Below are 20,047 nucleotides of genomic sequence, written 5' to 3'. Positions count from 1 at the left end.
TCATATCAACACGGGTGGATTCTCCCATGCTGGACAAGGTACTTATCGCGAACCGCGGCGAGATTGCCCTTCGTATCTTACGCGCCTGCAAAGAGCTAGGGATCAAAACCGTAGCGGTTCACTCCAAGGCAGACCGCGAATTGATGCACGTTCGCCTTGCCGATGAAGCCGTTTGTATCGGCCCTGCCTCGTCGGCGCAGTCGTACTTGAACATTCCTGCGCTTATCAGTGCCGCAGAAGTGACGGACTCGAGCGCCATTCATCCCGGCTATGGTTTTCTCTCGGAGAACGCTAATTTCGCCGAACAGGTAGAGCGCTCAGGCTTCACCTTCATTGGCCCGCGCGCCGAGACCATTCGCCTGATGGGCGATAAAGTCAGCGCCATCGAAGCCATGAAAGTTGCTGGCGTTCCCACGGTACCTGGCTCCGACGGTCCTCTAGGCGACGATGATGCGACGAATCTGGCCACTGCACGTCGTATTGGTTACCCGGTGATCATTAAAGCGGCAGCGGGTGGCGGCGGCCGCGGTATGCGTGTCGTTCATACCGAGGGCCACTTGCTTTCTGCCATTACCGTGACGCGCACCGAAGCCCATGCGGCCTTCGGCGATGGCACCGTGTATATGGAGAAGTTCCTCGAAAAGCCGCGCCATGTCGAAGTACAGGTGCTGGCTGACGGCCAGGGCAACGCCATTCACCTTTATGACCGCGACTGTTCGTTGCAGCGCCGCCACCAGAAAGTATTGGAAGAAGCGCCAGCTCCGGGCATCGACCCCGACGCACGCGCCAAAGTGCTCGAAGCCTGCCGTCAGGCGTGTATCGAGATCAACTACCGGGGCGCGGGTACCTTCGAATTCTTGTATGAAGACGGTGAATTCTTCTTCATCGAGATGAACACTCGTGTTCAGGTCGAGCATCCGGTCACGGAGATGGTCACCGGCGTCGATATCGTCAAAGAACAGCTGCGTATTGCGTCCGGCTTACCGCTGTCGATTCGCCAGGAAGACGTGAAGCTGAATGGCCACGCGTTCGAGTGCCGTATCAATGCAGAAGATGCACGCACCTTCATGCCTTCTCCCGGTAAAGTCACGCTGTTCCATGCCCCCGGCGGCTTGGGCGTTCGTATGGACTCTCACCTGTACACCGGCTACACCGTGCCGCCGCACTACGACTCCCTGATTGGAAAGCTGATTACCTGGGGCGCCGATCGCGACATCGCTTTGACACGCATGCGCAACGCGCTGGACGAACTGCTGGTCGAAGGCATCAAGACCAATATCGATCTTCAGAAAGACTTGGTACGCGATAGCTATTTCCGCCAGGGCGGTGTCAATATTCACTACCTGGAAAAGAAGCTCAGCAGCTAACCGCTGGGTAGCCATGATGCCCGCCTTTCGGCGGGCATTTTCGTGGAATGGCCAACGCCTATCCACCGCGTTTTTCGTATAAAAGTTCGCGCTAGTTTCCTTATTCCCTACTCGCCGTGGAGACCCCCATGCCCTGGCTGCAATTAAAAGCACACGTCGCCCCTGAGCAGGCCGATCTTCTCGAAGAGCTACTTCTCGAAGAAGGCGCGACGGCCATTGGCCTGCAGGATGCCCACGACGACCCCGTCTTCGAGCCCGAGCGCGGCACCACACCGCTGTGGCAAGACACCATACTGACGGGCCTTTATGATGATCTAGACGGTATCGATGGCATGCTGAGTCGCATTGAAGCCGCTTGGTCGGAGCAAGTGCCCGGAGAGCCATGCCCTACCATCGAATACGAGCTGCTGGCGGATCGGGACTGGGAACGGGAGTGGATGGATGACTTCACGCCACTTCGCATGGGCGAACGGCTATGGATCGTGCCGAGTTGGCATGAGCCGCCCGAGGCAGGTGCCGTCAATCTGATCCTTGATCCCGGCCTTGCGTTTGGTACCGGCACCCATCCGACTACCGCGCTGTGCCTGGAGTGGCTGGACGGATTAGCCGTGAGCAACGAGCTACAGGGCAAAGCCGTGCTGGATGTAGGCTGCGGATCTGGCATTCTCGCCATTGCTGCGCTGAAATTGGGCGCCACCCATGCCGACGGCACGGACATCGACCCTCAGGCGCTGCAAGCCAGCCGAGATAACGCCGAGCGCAATGCCATCGGTGAGGAGCAGTTCGCGCTCTACTATCCTGAGCAGTTGTCAGGCGGCCCCTACCCTATCGTCACGGCCAACATTTTGGCAGGCCCGTTAGTCGAGCTAGCGGGCATGATTGCCGGGCATGTCGCTCCCGGTGGGCGTATCGCGCTCTCCGGCATACTGGCCAACCAAGCCACGGACGTTCTGGACGCCTATGAAGCACAAGGGCTCTACATGGATGAACCGACCCTGCGGGAGGGGTGGGTACGCTTGACAGGCCGACGCCCCGCATAAAATCGGAATTGGCCTTCAATCCCTCGTCGAGTAGGCGTATCATACGCCCCCTTGAAACGTCCTACTCGTCGCTTTCATGCCTACCAAAGTGCACCGCAATGACTCTGATGACTACGTCGCCACCTGCGATTGGGCCCTACCAACTGCCTAACCCGGTCATGCTGGCCCCGATGGCGGGTGTCACCGACCGCCCATTTCGCCAGCTTTGCCGCCGCTTGGGCGCTGGCTGGGTCGTGGGCGAAATGGTCACGTCGGACCCTTCACTTTGGCACACACGCAAATCGCAGCTACGCATGGACCACCAGGGCGAACCCGGCCCACGTGTCGTGCAGATCGCCGGGGGCGATGCCGAGATGCTGGCCCAAGCCGCGAAACTCAATGCCGAGTTAGGTGCCCAGATCATCGACATCAATATGGGGTGTCCCGCTAAAAAGGTCTGCAATAAGGCCGCAGGGTCTGCTCTAATGCGCGATGAGGCTCTCGTTGCTGACATTTTGGATGCCGTGGTACGTGCCGTCGACATTCCCGTCACGCTCAAGATACGCACTGGCTGGTGTGCCGCGTCCAACAATGCGCTGCACATTGCCAAACTGGCGGAGTCCGCAGGCATTCAAGCGCTGGCCGTTCATGGCCGTCATCGTGAACAGCGCTATACTGGTGAAGCCGAGTACGACACGATTGCCGACATCAAATCGCAGCTCACGATCCCTGTCATTGCCAACGGCGACATCACCTCTCCTGAAAAAGCCGCCTACGTACTGCGCTACACCGGCGCTGATGCGGTGATGGTGGGCCGTGGGGCGCAAGGGAATCCGTGGATTTTTCAGCAAATAACGCATTACTTGACGCATGGTGAACGGCTCCCGGCACCCAGTTTGGCAGAGCGCTGCCGCGTACTGCTAGAGCACCTGCAGGCACTGCATGACTTCTATGGCGATACCATGGGGGTGCGCATCGCGCGTAAGCACGTCGGCTGGTATCTCAATGACGATCCGCGTTTTAGTGACACCGAACAGCGCACGCTCAAGCAGCAGTTCAACGCCCTGTCCTCACCCGACGCGCAGTTTGACTGGATTCATAACGCCATGACCCACGACGCCCCTCAGCGTCTGTTAGCCAAAGGAAGCCATGCAGCATGACTGAACGCGACCTGCTCTCCAGCGAACGCTCCTCACGACTCTCTGGCACGCTAGCAGACCCTTCCGCCAGCGCGCAGCCCCAGCCCCTGCGTGAAGCCGTCGAGACCGCCATGCGTCGTTACTTCGAGCATCTCGATGGCAGCCAAACCTCCGACCTTTACGCGATGGTAATGGCCGAGGTAGAAGCGCCTCTGCTGGCCTGCGTAATGGAGCACACGGACGGCAATCAAACGCGCGCCGCCGACGTGCTCGGACTGAACCGTGGCACGCTGCGCAAAAAGTTGAAGCAGTATGGATTGATTGAAAGTGACGCCCCTTGATGGGGCGTTGCTGTTTTAACCTTAGACCCGCACACGACGAGCACCCTTATGGCCGATAGTACCGCTACCCCCGTCCGCCGCGCCCTTCTGAGCGTATCCGATAAAACAGGCATCGTAGAGTTTGCCCAAGGCCTCGCCGCAAACGGCGTCGAGCTGCTCTCTACTGGTGGCACCTTCCGCTTGCTGCAAGAGCATGGCATTGCGGTGAAAGAAGTGTCCGAGCACACTGGCTTTCCGGAAATCATGGACGGTCGTGTTAAAACGCTGCATCCCAAGATTCACGGCGGCATTCTCGCCCGCCGTGGTCAGGATGATGCCGTCATGGCGGAGAATGACATCACTCCGATCGACATGGTGGTGGTCAATCTTTATCCGTTTGCTGAGACGGTCGCCAAGCCAGGCTGCACGCTCGAAGATGCCATCGAAAATATCGACATCGGTGGCCCGACCATGGTGCGGGCTTGCGCTAAAAACCACGCCTATACCACCATCGTGGTCAATGCGAGCGACTATGCCCGCGTACTCGATGAACTTAAGGAGCACGCGGGCCAAGTGAGCGCCGCGACACGCTTTGATCTCGCCGTCAAGGCGTTCGAGCACACCGCTGGCTATGATGGCGCCATCGCTGACTACCTCGGCCGTCAGGTCACCAGCGAAGATGCCACGTTCGCTCGCACCTTCAATCTGCAGCTGCACAAAAAGCAGGACATGCGCTACGGCGAGAACCCGCACCAGAAAGCAGCGTTCTATGTCGACCCCACCGCCAGCGAGCCCAGCGTTGCCACGGCTAAAACACTGCAAGGCAAACCGCTCTCTTTCAATAACGTGGCGGATACCGACGCAGCGTTCGAATGCGTCAAAGCCTTTGATGATACCGCTTGCGTCATCGTCAAACACGCGAACCCCTGTGGCGTGGCCATGGGTGCAACGGCGTTGGAAGCCTATGAAAAAGCTTTCGCTACCGATCCGACCAGCGCTTTTGGTGGCATCATCGCCTTCAATGTACCGCTGGATGCCGACACTGCACGCGCCATCATTGACCGCCAGTTCGTCGAAGTCATCATCGCGCCAGGGGTCAGCGAGGACGCAGCCGCCATTGTGGCCGAAAAGCAAAACGTGCGACTGCTCGACGTGAGCGCGCATTGGCCTGGTTCGACGCAGCCAGCGTTGGATTTCAAACGTGTCAACGGCGGCCTGCTGGTACAGGATCGCGACCAAGGCATGGTCACTCAAGACGCCTTGACCGTCGTCAGCGAGCGTGCGCCTTCGCAAGAGGAGCTGCGCGACCTGGCCTTTGCATGGCGTGTGGCCAAATTCGTCAAGTCCAATGCCATCGTCTATGCCAAAGCGGGCCAAACCATTGGCGTCGGTGCAGGCCAGATGAGCCGCGTGTACTCTGCGAAAATCGCTGGCATCAAAGCCGCCGATGAAGGGCTCTCCGTGCCGGGCTCCGTGATGGCCTCCGATGCCTTCTTCCCCTTCCGTGACGGCATCGATGCTGCTGCGGAGGCAGGCATTACTGCTGTCATCCAGCCTGGCGGCTCCATGCGCGACCAGGAAGTGATCGATGCCGCTAACGAAGCAGGCATTGCCATGGTATTTACCGGCATGCGCCACTTCCGCCACTAAACAGCGCATCACTCTCCCGCATAAAAAAGCCCTCACTTGAAACAAGTGGGGGCTTTTTCGGTCTAGGGCGTGTTACTTGCCAAGATCAATACACAGGTATTTCGTTTCCAGGTACTCCTCCAGGCCTTGATGCCCCCCTTCACGGCCCAGTCCTGACGCTTTTACCCCGCCAAAGGGTGCCGCGGCATTGGAGATGAGCCCGGTGTTGATGCCGACCATACCGTACTCCAGCGCCTCTGCGACACGCCATACACGAGCCAAATCACGAGAGTAGAAATAAGACGCCAACCCATACTGGGTGTCGTTGGCCATCTCGATGGCGGTCTCTTCATCATCGAAGGGGAACACGGCGGCCAGCGGGCCAAACGTCTCTTCATGGGCCACTTTCATGGAGTCAGTGGCAAAGCTGATCAGCGTGGGCGTAAAGTAGTTGCCCCCCAGAGGATGCGGATGACCGCCCAGCAGCAGTTCGGCACCGTGGTCAACGGCATCTTGGACGTGTTCGCTCACCTTCTTCACCGCGTCCTCATCGATCAAAGGCCCGATGTTCACGCCTGGCTTGGTGCCATCCCCCACTTTAAGCTCGCTATTCATAGCGACCGCCAGCTTTTCGCAAAACGCATTGATGACGCTGGATTGGACCAAAAAGCGATTGGTGCAAACGCAGGTTTGCCCGGCATTGCGGAATTTGGCCGCCATCGCACCTTCTACGGCGGCGTCCAAATCGGCGTCTTCAAAGACGATGAAGGGTGCGTTGCCGCCCAGCTCCAGTGAAATCTTCTGGATATGTTCTGCGGCTTGGGCCATCAGCGTACGCCCTACCTCCGTCGATCCCGTAAACGTGATTTTACGAACCTTAGGGGACTCGGTCAGCGCTTTGGCGATGTCGGACGCACTACCCGGCACTACATTGAAGACGCCCCGGGGTATGCCAGCACGTTCGGCCAGCAGTGCTAGTGCCGTCGCCGAAAATGGCGTTTGGCTTGCAGGCTTCACTACGATAGTGCAACCAGCCGCCAAAGCCGCGCCCGCCTTACGAGTGATCATCGCCGCTGGGAAGTTCCAAGGAGTGATGGCCCCCACGACCCCTACGGGCTGCTTGGTGACGACTATGCGCTGGTTGGCATTGGCCGCGGGGATGGTTTCGCCGTAAACGCGGCGGGCCTCTTCGGCAAACCAGCGTAAAAAGCTGGCGGCGTAGACGATCTCACCTTCAGCTTCTTTGACCGGCTTGCCCTGCTCATGCGTCATGAGCAGGGCAAGGTCTTGCTTATGCTCGAGCATCAAGTCATGCCATTTGAGCAGTAAGTCCGCACGTTCTTGCGCGGTGAGTGCCCGCCAGGCAGGAAGTGCTGCGTCCGCCGCATCAATGGCGCGTTCGGTTTCCGCTCGTCCCAAGCGTGGGATATCGCCGACGGGCTCACCGGTAGCGGGGTTCGTGACGTTGATTTGCTCACCGCTGTCAGCGGCCACCCAGCTGCCATCGATATAGGCAAACGGGCAATATAGCTGTGTTTCTCTCAGCGCTTCCATGACAGACTCCTGACCAAATGACGGCCTGATAGGCTCATTGACTCGTTCATGCTAAGACGAAACGATCTATTTCACCAAACCTTTGGCCCAAAACGACGGAGCCATCCTTGTTTAGCTAATCAACGTTAAGAACTCTTGGCGGGTGGCTTGGTTGCTGCGGAAGCCTCCTAACATGACAGAAGACGTCATGCTCGAATTCTGCTTCTCGACCCCACGCATCATCATGCAAAGATGGCGGGCTTCAATGACGACCGCCACTCCCCTCGCCTGAGTAACCTGTTGCACAGCTTCCGCAATTTCGCGGGTCAGGTTCTCTTGGATCTGCATGCGGCGCGCGTACATATCGACGATGCGGGCAAACTTGGAAAGTCCCAGCACCTTGCCGCTAGGCAAATAGGCAATATGGCACTTGCCGATGAATGGGAGAAGGTGGTGCTCGCACATCGAGTAAAGCTCGATATCTTTCACCAGGACCATTTCATCGGTCTGTGACTCGAACACGGCACCGTTGACGATCTCTTCGAGCGACTGTTGATAGCCGGCATTCAAGAATTGCATGGCTTTCGCAGCACGCTTTGGCGTGTCTCTTAGCCCTTCGCGATCGGGGTTTTCACCCAGCGCGGTAATAATCTGACGGTAGTGTTGGGCGATATCGTCGGTCATGGTAGGCCTCATCAAAACTGTGCTTATTCGCTATCACTTAATCGCCTTGCAGCAATGTTAACGCGCCAGCGAGCTTCCATTATCGGCAAGCTACTTCTAGCTTGCGGTGTCATCCGTTTAGCTGCCTTACCCTACGAGTGCTAGCTGAACGCCTATCTTGGACAAACCATCCTGTACAAAAAATATACCTTAAACAATTTATGTACAACAAGAACGGTACATTAATCTATTTTAACGCACCTAAGCAGGCTGTGGCAGAGTGACACGCACCCCCCTTCGGCACTATAGGAGCTGTGCTATGCTATGGGCACTATTTTCCTGCTGACATTGCAGGGGCCACTGTTGAGAGTACGCTATGTCTTTTAAATCATCGCCCTTTTGGCTAACTGCCCTGCTGGGTACGCTATTTGTATCACCTTTGCATGCAGAGGAGTCGACGCTGGATCTGCCTAGCGGCGCTAAGGTGGGCGTTGAAGTGGTCGAGGCGTTGACATTCAATAGCAGCCAACCACGTTATACCGACCTTCTGTTGCATCCCAAGCAGGCCAGCGGCACGACGCACTCGCTACCCGAATACTGCTTACTGGTGGCGAACGCCCAGCTCAACGGTGATCGTATTCGCATTACGACCCAAGACGCCACCTGCATTGAAACGCATGATGCAGAGAGCGCCATTTACTCCGGCGAATTCTCTGCCAGCGCCTACGCAGAAGATGGTCAATATGGTTTGGCGTGCAACAACGGCGACTGCACCCTCGCGCCGGGGCAGTCTTTTGTCCTCACCCTCGACGAAAGCATCCATATTGCGGCGCAAGACAATCCGTCTGCCGAGATCAACGCAACCCGACGCCAGGCCAACGGCGACGGCGTGGCGAACCCCATCCCCGGTGAGCGTCCAGACCCTGATCAAAGCGTCGAAAACCCCGCCCCCACGGAACAACCCGAGTAAACGTCCATCGCGTCGTATAACGGCCTTTCGCGCGTCATCATGAAAGGCCGTGTTGGGTTACCCCCAGCCATCGCTAGCCTGCTACGCCAGCCATAGCGGTGATTCCAAGTGAAGTAGCTGCTGTTCGAGCTGACGAATGTGCTGATCCCAGTATCCCGCTTCGGCCAGCCATGGAAACGCTCTGGGGAAAGCCGGGTCTTCCCATCTGTCGACCAGCCAAGCCGCATGACGTATCAGACGATACGCTCTCAACGGCTCGATGAGGGACATTTGCTGGTGCGGAAATGGCCGGGTTTCTTCGTACCCCTCTACCATTTCACTGAGCTGCGCTCGCCACTGCTGCGGCTGTTCCATAGGAAGCAGCATCCATACGTCCTGAATGGCAGGGGCCGTCAAACAGTCGTCGAAGTCGACCAGCTTAAAAGCGCCTTCGCGGCCAAGCACGTTCCCCAAGTGGCAGTCGCCATGAGTGCGAATCATACTGTCCGCGTCCACCGCTACGTCTTCCAGGCGTTCACGTATCTTCCCTACCACACGTTGATAGGCGCGTACTTGGTGATCATTGAGCCAAGGGCTCGCCACCACGCGCCGTTCGGCATCGCTCACGTCTGGTTCAAGCCGCAGCGTTTCGCGATGATGAAACGGCCTTCGCGCCGCCACTTCGTGAAGCTGCCCCAGCACCTCGCCTAGTGCAAATAGCTGCGCTGGGTCATCCAGCTCTGGCGCTTGGCCAGAACATTGCGGAAACAGCGTAAAGCGAAACGTTTCGAAGGTGTGCAAGGAGGCGTGCTGGTCATCTCGCCACGGAGCCACGACGGGCACGCCGGCCTGCGCCAATTCGGTCAAAAAGTCATGCTCTTCCTGAATCGCCTCGTTTGACCAGCGTTCTGGTCGATAAAACTTCACCACCCAACGACCGCCATCTTCATCTCGAAACATCAGCACACGATTTTCATAGCTATTTAGTGCAAAGGGCTCACCCACCGGCCAAATGCCCACCGACTCGATGGCCGACATAACGACATCAGGTGACAGCGTACTAAACGGATGCGACATAGATGACTCCTTGAATGAGCGGCCTAGTTTATCAACTCTTCTGAAGCGGTGTGCGGGCAGCTGCCCACACATCGACACGTTTGGCACCCTGCGCCAGCACCTCGGCAGCGAGCGCATGCCCAGTAGCGCCGGTCGTCACCACATCATCAATAATCGTCACGTGCTCCGGCATGTCGCCTGCCACGACAAAAGCTCCGTTTAAATTTTGCTGCCGCTCTTTGCGGTTCAACGAGCGCTGAGAGGGCAAATGCTTGATACAACGGGCGTGAATCAGAGGCATCCCCACGCCTTCACCAAGCCGTTCAGCTAGCCACTGCGCTTGATTGAACCCGCGCTCTCGAGCGCGACCTGGATACATGGGGACAGGCAGCAACGCACAGCCCAACGCATGTGGTCGCCTTGACAGCATTAAATTCACAAGCAGTCTGCCCGCCCGGGGCGATGCATGAAATTTAAAATCATGCACTAGCTGTGTAATAGCCTCTTGGTAGCAAAGCGGCGCTGTGGTGGCCGTAAAGTTGGGCGGTTCGGCCAAACAGTGGCCACAGTATGTTTGATGCGCGGCTGTCAGCGGCTCGGCACACCGCTTACAGCTCATTCGATTCCAAGGCAGCATGGAATAACACTCCGAACACCACCCCTCTTCACCGGCTTGCGAGTAGAAACAAAACGCGCAGTAACCCGGCAATCCTCGCCTAAACCACTGATTCGCCAATGAGGTCCATCTCAGCATGATATGTCCACCTTACTTGCCAATGCTAAAAATAACGCTGCATAAGATTGACATTAACGCACAAGTTGATAATATACGCCTCGTCTTCTGCGGATGTGGTGGAATTGGTAGACACGCTAGATTTAGGTTCTAGTGCCGTAAGGTGTGGGAGTTCGAGTCTCCCCATCCGCACCAATTTATTTAAAGCGTAACACCTCAATCAATTCGGCAGCTTTTAGCTGACCGAATTTTTTTGTTTTTAACTTCCCCATTTTGATCTAACTAGCTGACTCGGCCCTCTTTTTACGCTACGTTATCGATCTTTATACGCCGCTTAATTTGAGAAGGATCTCAATGATGGAATGGCTGAACGACAACGCTCAGGCAATTTCTGCAGTGACAAGCATCTGCACGCTGTTGGTGTGGGTATTTTACGCGCAGCTGCTTTATAACGGTTACGTTCGTCAGCGTCGACCTCGTATTATCGTCAACCGAGGTAAAGGCGTGGGCACTAACGCGCTGTGCTTGATTAGTAATATGAGCAGCGAGGCCATCTATATTCAGCATTTGGTTGCCGTACTGCATACTCATGAAGGTGTGTACGAGCTGGATGTCGTCGAGTACCAGCAGCAAAGTGGCGACGACGATGAGGCATGCTACCGCACTCACCAAGGCCCTTTGGCATCGGGCGACTATTTGCACATTCAATCCTTCGGTTCGATCGTCGATCAGATCGCTCAGCATTGGCAGCTAGATCAAGACGCACTGCATCGCCAAACGCCCGAGCTTGAGATACGAGTGATCGCTATTTATGGCTCGGAGGATATGCCCGTAGGCGCCTCGCGGCGTTTTGCCTTGGACTTGAACGCCAGCCCGCTCCATCAGCTCACTCCGTTAAAAGTCGATACCGAACGCATGAACAGCCGAAAGGATCGCAAGCGAGTGCTGAAGTGGGCAAAAGCCATCGAAATGCATAAAGCACAATAATGCGTGTACATAATTAAAACGTTGGGGACGACCTTATGAAACCAGTCATTGCGTTTATCTGCCTTGGCGCACTTGCCTCCCTGTCGCTTGATATCTATGCCGCCGAGGAAGATAGCGATTTACCGGACTGGGCCGAAGAGCGGGTAGAACCTTTCCGCACCCGCGTTGGCAACTGGGTCGACAACACCTCTCGAAATATTGATGCTTTTTTTGGCGGCGACCAGTCGGCAACGGTCGAAAATAAATCCTACCTTCGATTAGGCCAGGAAATCGATTGGATGGAGGGCGACGGGACCAGCGGTGACATCAGCGTTCGCTATCGAATCGACCTCCCCACTACCGAAGAGCGCCTTAGGCTTGTGGTAGAGAGCGATCCCGAAGAGTCACAGGGCACACTAGCGGAGCAAGGCTCTGGGCGACTCTACAACGATCAACAAGACCGCAGCACTTCGACGTTTGGTCTGGATTGGCTAGAAAGCCGGGACAAACGAGAAAACTGGAGCAACCGGATAGGCGCGGGAATTCGTCTGCGCATGCCGCTCGACCCCTATGTGCGCTTTACCAGTGAACGGTTATGGGACCTTGGCGACGGGCCCTGGCAACTCGAATCGTTCAACCGCGTTTCCTGGTTCAACAATGAGGGCTACTCTGCGCGCACGACCTGGGATGTCGGTCGGCCGCTGTCCGCCAACCGACACCTGCGCTTCATCACCACCGTGCAATGGCGAGAGGAAGAAGACAAGCTGGAGTATAGCGAAGTCGCTCAGCTCAACCAGCGCCTCAACGACCGCAGCGCGCTGCGCTACTCGGCCATCGCCATTGGCGAAAGTGCTTCTAATCCCCGCATGACCAACTACTACTTACAAACTCGCTATCGCCGAGATATCCATAAAGGCATTCTCTTTGGCGATGTGATTCCAGAGCTGCATTTTCAACGCGAGGATAGCTACGATCCTCGCTGGGCAATGACACTGCGTTTGGAAATGTACTTCCAGCGTGACATCCAACGTGACTACTTCCACTTCTAAGTGCCATCATCAGCGATGATAAGCAGCTCTATAGCCGCACCCCCCCGTCACACTCGATGATGCGCGCAGTGAAATAGTCGTTCTCGAAAATGAAACCAACGCTTTGCGCAATGTGGTCCGGCTCGCCCAACTGTTGCAACGGGACGCTCGACGCGATTTTTTCCAACATGTCGGGCCGCATAGAAGCGGTCATATCGGTGTCGATAAAGCCCGGTGCCACCGTGCCAGTACGAATCCCGTAGCGTGCCAACTCTTTGCCCCACGTTACGGTCAGAGCGTGCACTCCGGCCTTTGCTGCGGCGTAGTTGCTTTGCCCCATATTGCCCGCGCGGGAAATGCTGGAAATATTGACGATAACGCCCTCATGCCCCGCCTCGATCATCTGCGTGGCCGCCTCACGGCCGCATAAGAATACGCCCGTTAAGTTGACGTCTAGCACTCTTTGCCACGAGGAGAGCGTCATGCGCTTTTCCACGCGCCCCTCTTTGGCTTTGATCAGTAGGCCATCATCGGTAATACCAGCATTGTTCACGCAGCCGCTAATGGGACCCATGCGCTCGGCGATATCCGCAAACCCACGCTCGACAGAGGCCTCATCGGCCACGTTGACCACGAACGCCTGAGCCGTCACGCCCTCGGCGCCCAAGGCGGACACCGCATCATCCAGAGCCTCAGCACTCCTATCCAGTAACGCCACGTGGGCACCCTGCCTGCCCAGTCGTTGCGCGATGGCAAATCCTAGCCCTCGTGCTCCACCCGTAATGGCAATGACTCTGTTATCCACTCGCATCTTTCTCTCTCCTTATGCAGGTTTATCCGCAACATTGCCGTCAACCAGCTCGCCCAAAACGCTTTTTGCATTGCAGCATAGAAGAGCCCGCTATCAATATCGAGCGTCTAAGGGAGGTAGTGACCTCTCAGAACGGCTTGTTTTTTATATTTCTGTCACCATATTGACCAATTACGCCTGTTTTGGAGTTGGCTATGCCCATTCTTCTCTTTATATCGCTCTTTACGCTACTGGACTTTGTGCTGCTTTTCTCAATCGGCAGCCAGATAGGCTTATTGAGCACCCTGATCTTGGTGTTAGGCACCGGTTTCATTGGCCTTCATCTGATTCGAAAAGAAGGTGTTTCCACCTTTGCCCGCGCCCGACAGCGGATGCAAATGGGCGAAATACCCTCTCAGGAGCTACTGACTGGCGCTGCCCTCATCTTTGGTGGCGCCCTTTTGCTTGCCCCAGGGTTTCTGTCCGATGCGCTGGGTATCGCATGCTTGATTCCCAATGCTCGACAACTGCTCATGAAAGCGCTCACTTGGGTGGGGTTAAAAGGCGCTGCTACCAAGCAGCACACCTATCAACGTGGCGCCTCGGGCTGGGACGCATCCGGTGAGAAGCCTTCGTCAAACGGCCAAGAGGGCCCTATCGAGGGCGAGTTTATTAGTGGTGATGACGATCCGCGCCGCCGCTAGACCCTCCCTTTCATCTCTAGGGTGGCTGGTAATTTTTTTCTTACCCACCCCTTGAAAGGTGTTGGCTAGCCCCCACTTTTGAGTCAGCACACAGGTTCGGCGAAGGCTTCGCTTTCGCCATTGACATGAAGGCATCATGCCTTCGCTTTCCGAGGGCTTGGCCCGCGGAAATCACTTTAAGCTAACTGCCCTTTTAGGGCTTTGACGATACTCAGGAGAACGTGAGCATGAATATCCGTCCTTTGCACGATCGCGTCGTGATCCGTCGCGTGGAAGAAGAGCAGAAAACCGCTGGCGGCATCGTGCTACCGGGTAATGCACAGGAAAAACCCACGCGTGGCGAAATCCTGGCCGTTGGTAATGGCCGCATTCTCGATAACGGCGACGTACGCCCGCTGGACGTGAAAGTTGGCGATACGGTGATTTTCAAAGACGGCTTCGGTGTTGAGAAGCAGAAAATCAACGGCGAAGAAGTTCTGATCATGAGCGAAGCCGATATCCTGGCCGTCGTTGAAGGCTAATTCGCCTCGGCTAATTACTTTCCCATTTTTATTTCAATAGTTAGGAAGTAACGAACATGGCAGCTAAGCAAGTTAAGTTCTCTGATGATGCTCGCAAACGCATGGCGCGTGGTGTTGATATTCTGGCGAATGCCGTAAAAGTCACGCTGGGTCCGAAAGGCCGCAACGTAGTACTGGACAAATCCTTCGGCGCGCCGACCGTCACCAAAGACGGCGTCTCTGTCGCTAAAGAGATCGAACTGAAAGACAAGTTCGAGAACATGGGCGCCCAAATGGTGAAAGAAGTTGCTTCTAAAACTTCCGACGCCGCAGGTGATGGTACCACCACTGCTACCGTTCTGGCTCAAGCCATCGTGGCTGAAGGCCTGAAAGGCGTTACTGCCGGCATGAACCCGATGGATCTGAAGCGCGGTATCGACCAAGCGGTCACGGCGGCGGTAAAAGAGATCCAGGCGATGTCTGTACCCTGCACCGACACCAAATCCATTGCCCAGGTAGGTACTATCTCTGCCAACGGCGACAAGCGCATTGGCGAAATCATCGCCGAAGCGATGGAAAAAGTCGGTAAAGAAGGCGTCATCACCGTTGATGAAGGTCGCGGCTTTGAAGACGAGCTTGAAGTGGTTGAAGGCATGCAGTTCGACCGCGGCTACCTTTCGCCCTACTTCGTCACCAACCAAGACACCATGACCGTCGAGTTGGAAGATCCGTACATCCTGCTCGTCGACAAGAAGATCTCCAACATTCGCGAACTACTGCCGGTGCTGGAAGCCGTTGCCAAGCAAGGCAAGCCGCTGGCCATCATCGCTGAAGATATCGAAGGCGAAGCGCTGGCGACGCTGGTCGTGAACAACATGCGCGGTATCGTGAAAGTTGCGGCTGCCAAAGCACCTGGCTTCGGCGACCGTCGCAAAGCGATGCTGCAGGATATCGCTATCCTGACCAACGGCACCGTGATCTCCGAAGAAGTAGGTCTGACCCTTGAGCAAGCGAACCTGGATCACCTGGGTACCGCCAAGCGTATGACCATGTCCAAAGAGAACACCACCATCATCGATGGCGCAGGTGCAGAGGACGACATCGAAGCACGCGTTAACCAAATCCGCGCGCAGATCGAAGAAACCTCTTCCGACTACGACAAAGAGAAGCTGCAAGAGCGCGTTGCCAAACTGGCAGGCGGTGTTGCCGTTATCCGCGTCGGTGCCGCGACCGAAGTGGAAATGAAAGAGAAAAAAGCCCGTGTTGAAGATGCCCTGCACTCAACTCGCGCTGCTGTAGAAGAAGGCGTTGTACCTGGCGGCGGTACTGCCCTGGTACGCGTCATGGCCAAAGTACAAGGCCTGACCGGTGATAACGAAGACCAGAACCACGGTATCAACATGGCGCTGCGCGCGATGCAGGCACCGCTGCGTCAAATTGTTACCAACGCTGGCGAAGAAGCCGCTGTGGTTATCAACCGCGTGAAAGATGGCGAAGGTAACTTCGGCTACAACGCGCAAACCAGCGAATACGGCGACCTGTTCGAAATGGGCGTACTCGACCCGGCAAAAGTGACCCGCACCGCGCTGCAGTCCGCTGGTTCCGTCGCTGGCCTGATGATCACCACTGAGTGCATGATCGCCGACGACCCGGAAGAGAAAGAAGCCGCACCCGATATGGGTGGCATGGGCGGAATGGGCGGAATGGGTGGAATGGGCGGCATGATGTGATGCACCCATGAGCCTAACGCTCTGACGGTTAACGTCATAAAGAACCCCGCTTCGGCGGGGTTCTTTCTTTTTGCATCACCTTTATAGCGCAACAAAGCGTGCTACCATCATCGCCTTTATTTGGCAGCTTTTAGGTTCAATTTTCCGTGCTTTCCAATATTCGTATCGTCCTGGTGCAAACGTTCCACCCTGGCAATATTGGCGCCACTGCCCGCGCCATGAAAACTATGGGCTTAACGGAGCTTGTACTGGTGAACCCACGCGCATTTCCCGATGAAGAAGCCACTCGCCTAGCCGCCGGTGCCACGGATGTGCTGGAAAACGCTCGCTGCGTGGGCACGCTAGAAGAGGCCGTGCGCGATTGCGTGCAAGTGGTCGGCGCCAGCGCTCGGTTACGCAGCATGCCGCTGCCCCATTTCGACGAGCCTGACGAGATGGCCCAGCAAGTCATCGAAAACGCCAGCCAGGCACCGGTTGCCCTGGTGTTTGGCCGGGAGCGCTCTGGGCTGACCAACGATGAAATTCGCTGCTGTAGCCATCAGGTAAGCATTCCCGCCAACCCGGAGTATGGCATTCTCAACCTGTCGCAAGCGGTGCAGATCCTCGCCTATGAAGTCCACCGCGCCTGGCGCAAGCGCGATGCCAGCGGCTTTAAGTACCAGCGCCCGCTAGAAGCAACACCTCCTAGCCGAGAACAGTTTAGCTATTTCCAGGAGCACCTTGGGCGTTTGATGCAACAGAGCGGCTTCTTAACCCAACCCCACGCCCGCACCGAAGAGCAGTTACAGGCGCTGTTCGCCCGTGCCCAGCCCAGCCGTAAAGAGCTTTCGCTGCTGCGCGGTCTGCTGAGTGCGTTTGAAGCGCACTTGCCTAAGCAGTAGCGTCTTACTCCGCTCAACGCGCTTCCATCAAAAAGGGCAGCTTAGCGCTGCCCTTTCGGTAGGGAAGGTACTAAGGACGCTTAAAGCGACATGGCGGCCAGCCAGCCAAACGCAATCAGCGGAAGGTTATAGTGTAGGAACGTGGGCACCACGCTATCCCACATATGGTCATGCTGACCGTCTACGTTCAAACCTGACGTTGGCCCCAAGGTGGAATCCGACGCCGGCGAGCCAGCATCCCCCAATGCGGCAGCGGTGCCCACCAGTACCACGGTCGCCATGGGAGAGAACCCAAACTGCACGGCCAGCGGTACGAAAATCGCCGCAATAATGGGAATGGTAGAGAACGAAGAGCCAATGCCCAGGGTAATGAACAGGCCAACCAACAGCATCACCAAAGCGGCCAAGCCACGATTATCGCCAAACAGATCGAAAGCACCTGCGACCAGCGATTCGATATCACCGGTGGCTTTCATGACTTCCGCAAAGCCTGCCGCCGAAATCATGATAAAGCCAATCAAGGCCATCATACGCATGCCGCTGGTGAACAAATCATCGGCCTCGCGCCATTTGAAAATGCCACCCAGCGACAGCAAGCCGATACCCACCAAACCGCCAACGATCATCGAGCCGGTGTAGAGTTGAAGGCCCAGCGCGGCCACGATCGCCACGCCTGACATGACCAACCCTAAGAGGTGCGGTTCGACAGGTGTGTGCGCCTGGCCATTGGGCGCGGCCACGTCCTTAGTTGCGTAGCTGCGCTGGCCGCGGTAGCTAAACAGCAGGGCGACCAAAAGGCCGATGGCCATGCCGCCCACCGGAATGGCCATGGCCAGGGGCACCATGCCACGAGAGATCTCCAGTCCTAGCGGCTCTCCGGCACTGTTGAGATTGGCTAACAGAATATCGTTCAAGAAGATCGCCCCGAATCCTACCGGCAGCAGCATATAGGGCGCAGTAAGACCAAAGGTCAGAGCGCAAGCCACGGCGCGGCGGTCGAGTTGCAGACGATTCATCACCGCCAGCAGCGGTGGAATCAGCACGGGAATGAACGCAATATGGACTGGAATGGCATTTTGTGAGGAGATCGCGACCAGCAGTACGGCCACCAGCAGCAGCAACTTCACCCGTGCTTGGTGGGCGGCGGTCGCTTCTTTACCCAACAGAGTGATCAATCGGTTCGCCAGCATGTCCGGCAACCCAGAACGAGAAATGGCCACGGCAAAAGCGCCTAACGTTGCGTACGCCAGCGCCACCTGCGCGCCCCCACCGACGCCCTCGTTGAACGCGCTGAGCGTATCGTCTAAGGAAAGGCCTCCGACCAGCCCCCCTACCAACGCACCGACCACCAGTGCGAAAACGACGGACACGCGAAGAAGTGACAGTGCCACCATGACGAGCACTGCAAGAATTACTGCATTCATGGAAATACCCAGGGTTATTGGAAGGTCATCAACGCCAAAGGTGGCGGATTTTAACAGATGGGGCGCGCTTAATCAGGCGAAAGTGACGCTCTCTTTTGGTTACGACTTTAGTCACAACGCTATTGCTGCTATGCAACATTATGCCTAGTATCCCGGCCTTTGTTTAAACGCACCGCTTACTAAATTAACAAATGCTTAGGAGCCTGTATGGGCATGCTCGCCATTATTATTTCGTTGTCGCTATTGATGCTGCTTGCCTATCGCGGCATTTCGGTCCTCCTCCTTGCGCCGTTGATGGCCGCGTTAGCGGTTTTACTATCAGGCGAGGGTGCTTTTTTACTGCCCATTTACACCGATACCTTCATGGGCGCCCTGGGCAACTATGTCATGCAGTTCTTCCCTCTCTTCTTGCTGGGCGCGCTCTTCGGCCAGTTGATGGCAGACTCAGGCGCCGCCCAGTCGATCTCCAATGGCATCGTAAAGCGGTTGGGTACCCATCACGTGGTACTGACGGTGGTCATGGCCTGCGCGGTACTGACTTACGGCGGCGTCTCGCTGTTCGTCGTGGCCTTTGCCATTTACCCGATCAGCCGTGAACTGTTCCGCCAGGCCAATGTGCCCAAGCGCCTTATCCCCGCCTCCATCGCTTTAGGCTCCTTCACCTTTACCATGACGGCGCTCCCCGGCACGCCGGCCATCCAAAACGCCATTCCCATTCCTTACTTTGGTACCAACAGCTTCGCGGCACCGGGGCTTGGCATCGTCGCTGGGTTGATCATGCTGGGGTTGGGCACTCTGTATCTGCAGTCGCGGGTCAATAAAGCGGCGCTTCACGGCGAAGGCTATGGCACGCATACCGAGCGGGAAACAGACGCCCAGAGTGACACCGGCACTACGCCCAGCATGCCACTGGCAGTCGCGCTGGTTCCGCTGGTCATGGTGATTGGCCTCAACGCTCTCTTCACCTACGGGATATTCCCGGCCATGGATCTGAGCTTCATCAGCGATGCGTTCGACAACGTCACGCCCAGCCGCCAAACAGGGCTTTGGGCCATTCTGATTGCCCTGCTCAGCGCCTCGGCTTGGCTCATCATCACGCGCTGGCGTCACTGGCAAGACTTGAAAACTACCATCAATCAAGGCTGCTTTGGTTCGCTGCTACCGATTTTCAACACGGCCTCGGAAGTAGGCTACGGCGCGGTCATCGCCAGCTTGGCAGGCTTTGCCATCATTCGTGATGCCGTGCTCAATGTGTCTCCGGGCAACCCGCTCATCTCTGAGGCCATGGCAATGAGCGTGCTGGCAGGCATCACCGGCTCCTCCTCAGGCGGCCTCTCCATTGCGCTCCAAACGTTGGGCAGTGAGTATTTGGCCATGGCACAGCAAGCAGGCATCGACCCTGAACTCATGCACCGCGTGGCTACGTTGGCCGCGGGCGGCATGGACACGCTTCCCCACTCGGGTGCCGTGATCACGCTACTGGCTATTTGCGGGCTGACCCACCGCCAGTCGTATGGCAATGTGGCCATGGTCACCATCGTGCTGCCCATCGCCGCGCTGATCAGTGTGATTACGCTCGGCACGCTGTTTGGAAGCTTCTAAAGTCGCCAATGCCA

At 56.7% G+C, this 20,047-nt stretch carries 19 protein-coding genes, 1 tRNA gene and 1 pseudogene; 14 read left to right on the top strand and 7 right to left on the bottom strand.

The genetic code is table 11. The features are described 5' to 3' along the window. Positions 1 to 26: 26 nt before the first annotated feature. The 5 genes from accC (at position 27) to purH (ending at position 5,495) form a co-directional block, all read left to right on the top strand. Complete coding sequence (gene accC / locus NH398_RS02335; protein WP_159342305.1) at positions 27 to 1,367, top strand: acetyl-CoA carboxylase biotin carboxylase subunit; 1,341 nt, start codon at positions 27 to 29, stop codon at positions 1,365 to 1,367. A 128-nt stretch (positions 1,368 to 1,495) separates the two neighbouring features. Then, the gene (prmA, locus tag NH398_RS02330; protein WP_159342306.1) at positions 1,496 to 2,407 is read left to right on the top strand and encodes a 50S ribosomal protein L11 methyltransferase; all 912 of its coding nucleotides are present in this window, start codon (positions 1,496 to 1,498) and stop codon (positions 2,405 to 2,407) included. Between the two features lie 98 nt (positions 2,408 to 2,505). Further along, positions 2,506 to 3,546 carry a tRNA dihydrouridine synthase DusB gene (gene dusB, locus NH398_RS02325; protein WP_159342307.1) on the top strand — a complete coding sequence of 347 codons (1,041 nt, stop codon included), beginning with the start codon at positions 2,506 to 2,508 and terminating at the stop codon, positions 3,544 to 3,546. After that, positions 3,543 to 3,866: a DNA-binding transcriptional regulator Fis gene (gene fis / locus NH398_RS02320; protein WP_159342308.1), complete on the top strand. Its 324-nt coding sequence runs from the start codon at positions 3,543 to 3,545 to the stop codon at positions 3,864 to 3,866. The genes dusB and fis overlap by 4 nt, the downstream gene beginning before the upstream one ends. Positions 3,867 to 3,914: 48 nt before the next feature. Continuing rightward, positions 3,915 to 5,495: a bifunctional phosphoribosylaminoimidazolecarboxamide formyltransferase/IMP cyclohydrolase gene (gene purH / locus NH398_RS02315; protein WP_253016253.1), complete on the top strand. Its 1,581-nt coding sequence runs from the start codon at positions 3,915 to 3,917 to the stop codon at positions 5,493 to 5,495. Between the two features lie 72 nt (positions 5,496 to 5,567). Here purH and NH398_RS02310 read toward each other — a convergent pair whose 3' ends face one another. Together NH398_RS02310 and folE are read right to left on the bottom strand one after the other, a co-directional pair. Continuing rightward, positions 5,568 to 7,028, bottom strand: a complete 1,461-nt coding sequence (locus NH398_RS02310; RefSeq protein ID WP_253016251.1) for an NAD-dependent succinate-semialdehyde dehydrogenase — start codon at positions 7,026 to 7,028, stop codon at positions 5,568 to 5,570. 111 nt (positions 7,029 to 7,139) lie between these two features. After that, positions 7,140 to 7,691, bottom strand: a complete 552-nt coding sequence (gene folE, locus NH398_RS02305; protein WP_159342311.1) for a GTP cyclohydrolase I FolE — start codon at positions 7,689 to 7,691, stop codon at positions 7,140 to 7,142. Positions 7,692 to 8,046: 355 nt separating this feature from the next. Between folE and NH398_RS02300 the strand changes: the two genes are divergently transcribed. Next, positions 8,047 to 8,640: a hypothetical protein gene (locus NH398_RS02300; protein WP_253016249.1), complete on the top strand. Its 594-nt coding sequence runs from the start codon at positions 8,047 to 8,049 to the stop codon at positions 8,638 to 8,640. Between the two features lie 81 nt (positions 8,641 to 8,721). Here NH398_RS02300 and NH398_RS02295 read toward each other — a convergent pair whose 3' ends face one another. From NH398_RS02295 to NH398_RS02285, 3 genes and pseudogenes are all read right to left on the bottom strand, one after another. After that, positions 8,722 to 9,696 carry a serine/threonine protein kinase gene (locus tag NH398_RS02295; RefSeq protein WP_253016247.1) on the bottom strand — a complete coding sequence of 325 codons (975 nt, stop codon included), beginning with the start codon at positions 9,694 to 9,696 and terminating at the stop codon, positions 8,722 to 8,724. Positions 9,697 to 9,727: 31 nt separating this feature from the next. Beyond that, positions 9,728 to 9,976 (bottom strand): hypothetical protein, encoded by a 249-nt coding sequence (locus NH398_RS02290; protein ID WP_253016576.1) that lies wholly within the window; start codon positions 9,974 to 9,976, stop codon positions 9,728 to 9,730. Positions 9,977 to 10,240: 264 nt separating this feature from the next. Then, a pseudogene (locus NH398_RS02285) lies at positions 10,241 to 10,429 on the bottom strand (double zinc ribbon domain-containing protein); the annotation flags it as partial. Positions 10,430 to 10,518: 89 nt separating this feature from the next. On the opposite strand from NH398_RS02285, the gene NH398_RS02280 reads away from it, so the two are divergent. The 3 genes from NH398_RS02280 to NH398_RS02270 all read left to right on the top strand — a co-directional run bounded on the left by NH398_RS02280 (position 10,519) and on the right by NH398_RS02270 (position 12,423). Then, positions 10,519 to 10,603 (top strand) — tRNA-Leu (locus tag NH398_RS02280). Between the two features lie 162 nt (positions 10,604 to 10,765). Further along, on the top strand, positions 10,766 to 11,395 hold the full coding sequence (locus NH398_RS02275) for a hypothetical protein (RefSeq protein ID WP_159343757.1): 630 nt from the start codon (positions 10,766 to 10,768) through the stop codon (positions 11,393 to 11,395). Between the two features lie 35 nt (positions 11,396 to 11,430). Then, positions 11,431 to 12,423, top strand: coding sequence for a hypothetical protein (locus NH398_RS02270; protein ID WP_159342382.1), 993 nt, complete (start codon positions 11,431 to 11,433; stop codon positions 12,421 to 12,423). A 28-nt stretch (positions 12,424 to 12,451) separates the two neighbouring features. On the opposite strand, the gene NH398_RS02265 is transcribed toward NH398_RS02270, so the two are convergent. Beyond that, the gene (locus tag NH398_RS02265; protein ID WP_253016245.1) at positions 12,452 to 13,213 is read right to left on the bottom strand and encodes an SDR family oxidoreductase; all 762 of its coding nucleotides are present in this window, start codon (positions 13,211 to 13,213) and stop codon (positions 12,452 to 12,454) included. 194 nt (positions 13,214 to 13,407) lie between these two features. On the opposite strand from NH398_RS02265, the gene NH398_RS02260 reads away from it, so the two are divergent. The 4 genes from NH398_RS02260 to NH398_RS02245 all read left to right on the top strand — a co-directional run bounded on the left by NH398_RS02260 (position 13,408) and on the right by NH398_RS02245 (position 17,007). Continuing rightward, positions 13,408 to 13,896 carry an FxsA family protein gene (locus tag NH398_RS02260; protein WP_253016243.1) on the top strand — a complete coding sequence of 163 codons (489 nt, stop codon included), beginning with the start codon at positions 13,408 to 13,410 and terminating at the stop codon, positions 13,894 to 13,896. Between the two features lie 227 nt (positions 13,897 to 14,123). Next, positions 14,124 to 14,417 carry a co-chaperone GroES gene (locus NH398_RS02255; protein ID WP_253016241.1) on the top strand — a complete coding sequence of 98 codons (294 nt, stop codon included), beginning with the start codon at positions 14,124 to 14,126 and terminating at the stop codon, positions 14,415 to 14,417. Positions 14,418 to 14,473: 56 nt separating this feature from the next. After that, positions 14,474 to 16,126, top strand: coding sequence for a chaperonin GroEL (groL, locus tag NH398_RS02250; RefSeq protein ID WP_253016239.1), 1,653 nt, complete (start codon positions 14,474 to 14,476; stop codon positions 16,124 to 16,126). A gap of 146 nt (positions 16,127 to 16,272) precedes the next feature. Further along, entirely contained in the window at positions 16,273 to 17,007 is a 735-nt protein-coding gene (locus NH398_RS02245; RefSeq protein WP_253016237.1) for an RNA methyltransferase, read from the top strand. Between the two features lie 80 nt (positions 17,008 to 17,087). Here the strand turns inward: NH398_RS02245 and NH398_RS02240 are convergent, their stop codons facing one another. Then, positions 17,088 to 18,431 carry a Na+/H+ antiporter NhaC family protein gene (locus NH398_RS02240; protein ID WP_253016235.1) on the bottom strand — a complete coding sequence of 448 codons (1,344 nt, stop codon included), beginning with the start codon at positions 18,429 to 18,431 and terminating at the stop codon, positions 17,088 to 17,090. A 207-nt stretch (positions 18,432 to 18,638) separates the two neighbouring features. Between NH398_RS02240 and NH398_RS02235 the strand changes: the two genes are divergently transcribed. Continuing rightward, positions 18,639 to 20,033 carry a GntP family permease gene (locus tag NH398_RS02235; protein ID WP_253016233.1) on the top strand — a complete coding sequence of 465 codons (1,395 nt, stop codon included), beginning with the start codon at positions 18,639 to 18,641 and terminating at the stop codon, positions 20,031 to 20,033. Positions 20,034 to 20,047 lie beyond the last annotated feature (14 nt).

Source organism: Halomonas sp. CnH100-B, assembly GCF_024124605.1.
GTDB lineage: Bacteria > Pseudomonadota > Gammaproteobacteria > Pseudomonadales > Halomonadaceae > Vreelandella.
This window is presented reverse-complemented; position numbering and strand designations above follow the sequence as displayed.

Excerpts from the sequence above, each read along its gene's own strand:
- NH398_RS02290 (WP_253016576.1), bottom strand. The coding sequence starts at position 9,976 with ATGCCTCTGATTCACGCCCGTTGTATCAAGCATTTGCCCTCTCAGCGC.
- fis (WP_159342308.1), top strand. The coding sequence starts at position 3,543 with ATGACTGAACGCGACCTGCTCTCCAGCGAACGCTCCTCACGACTCTCT.
- NH398_RS02255 (WP_253016241.1), top strand. The coding sequence starts at position 14,124 with ATGAATATCCGTCCTTTGCACGATCGCGTCGTGATCCGTCGCGTGGAA.
- NH398_RS02295 (WP_253016247.1), bottom strand. The coding sequence starts at position 9,696 with ATGTCGCATCCGTTTAGTACGCTGTCACCTGATGTCGTTATGTCGGCC.
- purH (WP_253016253.1), top strand. The coding sequence starts at position 3,915 with ATGGCCGATAGTACCGCTACCCCCGTCCGCCGCGCCCTTCTGAGCGTA.
- folE (WP_159342311.1), bottom strand. The coding sequence starts at position 7,691 with ATGACCGACGATATCGCCCAACACTACCGTCAGATTATTACCGCGCTG.
- NH398_RS02275 (WP_159343757.1), top strand. The coding sequence starts at position 10,766 with ATGGAATGGCTGAACGACAACGCTCAGGCAATTTCTGCAGTGACAAGC.
- NH398_RS02235 (WP_253016233.1), top strand. The coding sequence starts at position 18,639 with ATGGGCATGCTCGCCATTATTATTTCGTTGTCGCTATTGATGCTGCTT.
- NH398_RS02270 (WP_159342382.1), top strand. The coding sequence starts at position 11,431 with ATGAAACCAGTCATTGCGTTTATCTGCCTTGGCGCACTTGCCTCCCTG.
- NH398_RS02240 (WP_253016235.1), bottom strand. The coding sequence starts at position 18,431 with ATGAATGCAGTAATTCTTGCAGTGCTCGTCATGGTGGCACTGTCACTT.
- NH398_RS02265 (WP_253016245.1), bottom strand. The coding sequence starts at position 13,213 with ATGCGAGTGGATAACAGAGTCATTGCCATTACGGGTGGAGCACGAGGG.
- groL (WP_253016239.1), top strand. The coding sequence starts at position 14,474 with ATGGCAGCTAAGCAAGTTAAGTTCTCTGATGATGCTCGCAAACGCATG.
- dusB (WP_159342307.1), top strand. The coding sequence starts at position 2,506 with ATGACTCTGATGACTACGTCGCCACCTGCGATTGGGCCCTACCAACTG.
- prmA (WP_159342306.1), top strand. The coding sequence starts at position 1,496 with ATGCCCTGGCTGCAATTAAAAGCACACGTCGCCCCTGAGCAGGCCGAT.
- accC (WP_159342305.1), top strand. The coding sequence starts at position 27 with ATGCTGGACAAGGTACTTATCGCGAACCGCGGCGAGATTGCCCTTCGT.
- NH398_RS02300 (WP_253016249.1), top strand. The coding sequence starts at position 8,047 with ATGTCTTTTAAATCATCGCCCTTTTGGCTAACTGCCCTGCTGGGTACG.
- NH398_RS02310 (WP_253016251.1), bottom strand. The coding sequence starts at position 7,028 with ATGGAAGCGCTGAGAGAAACACAGCTATATTGCCCGTTTGCCTATATC.
- NH398_RS02260 (WP_253016243.1), top strand. The coding sequence starts at position 13,408 with ATGCCCATTCTTCTCTTTATATCGCTCTTTACGCTACTGGACTTTGTG.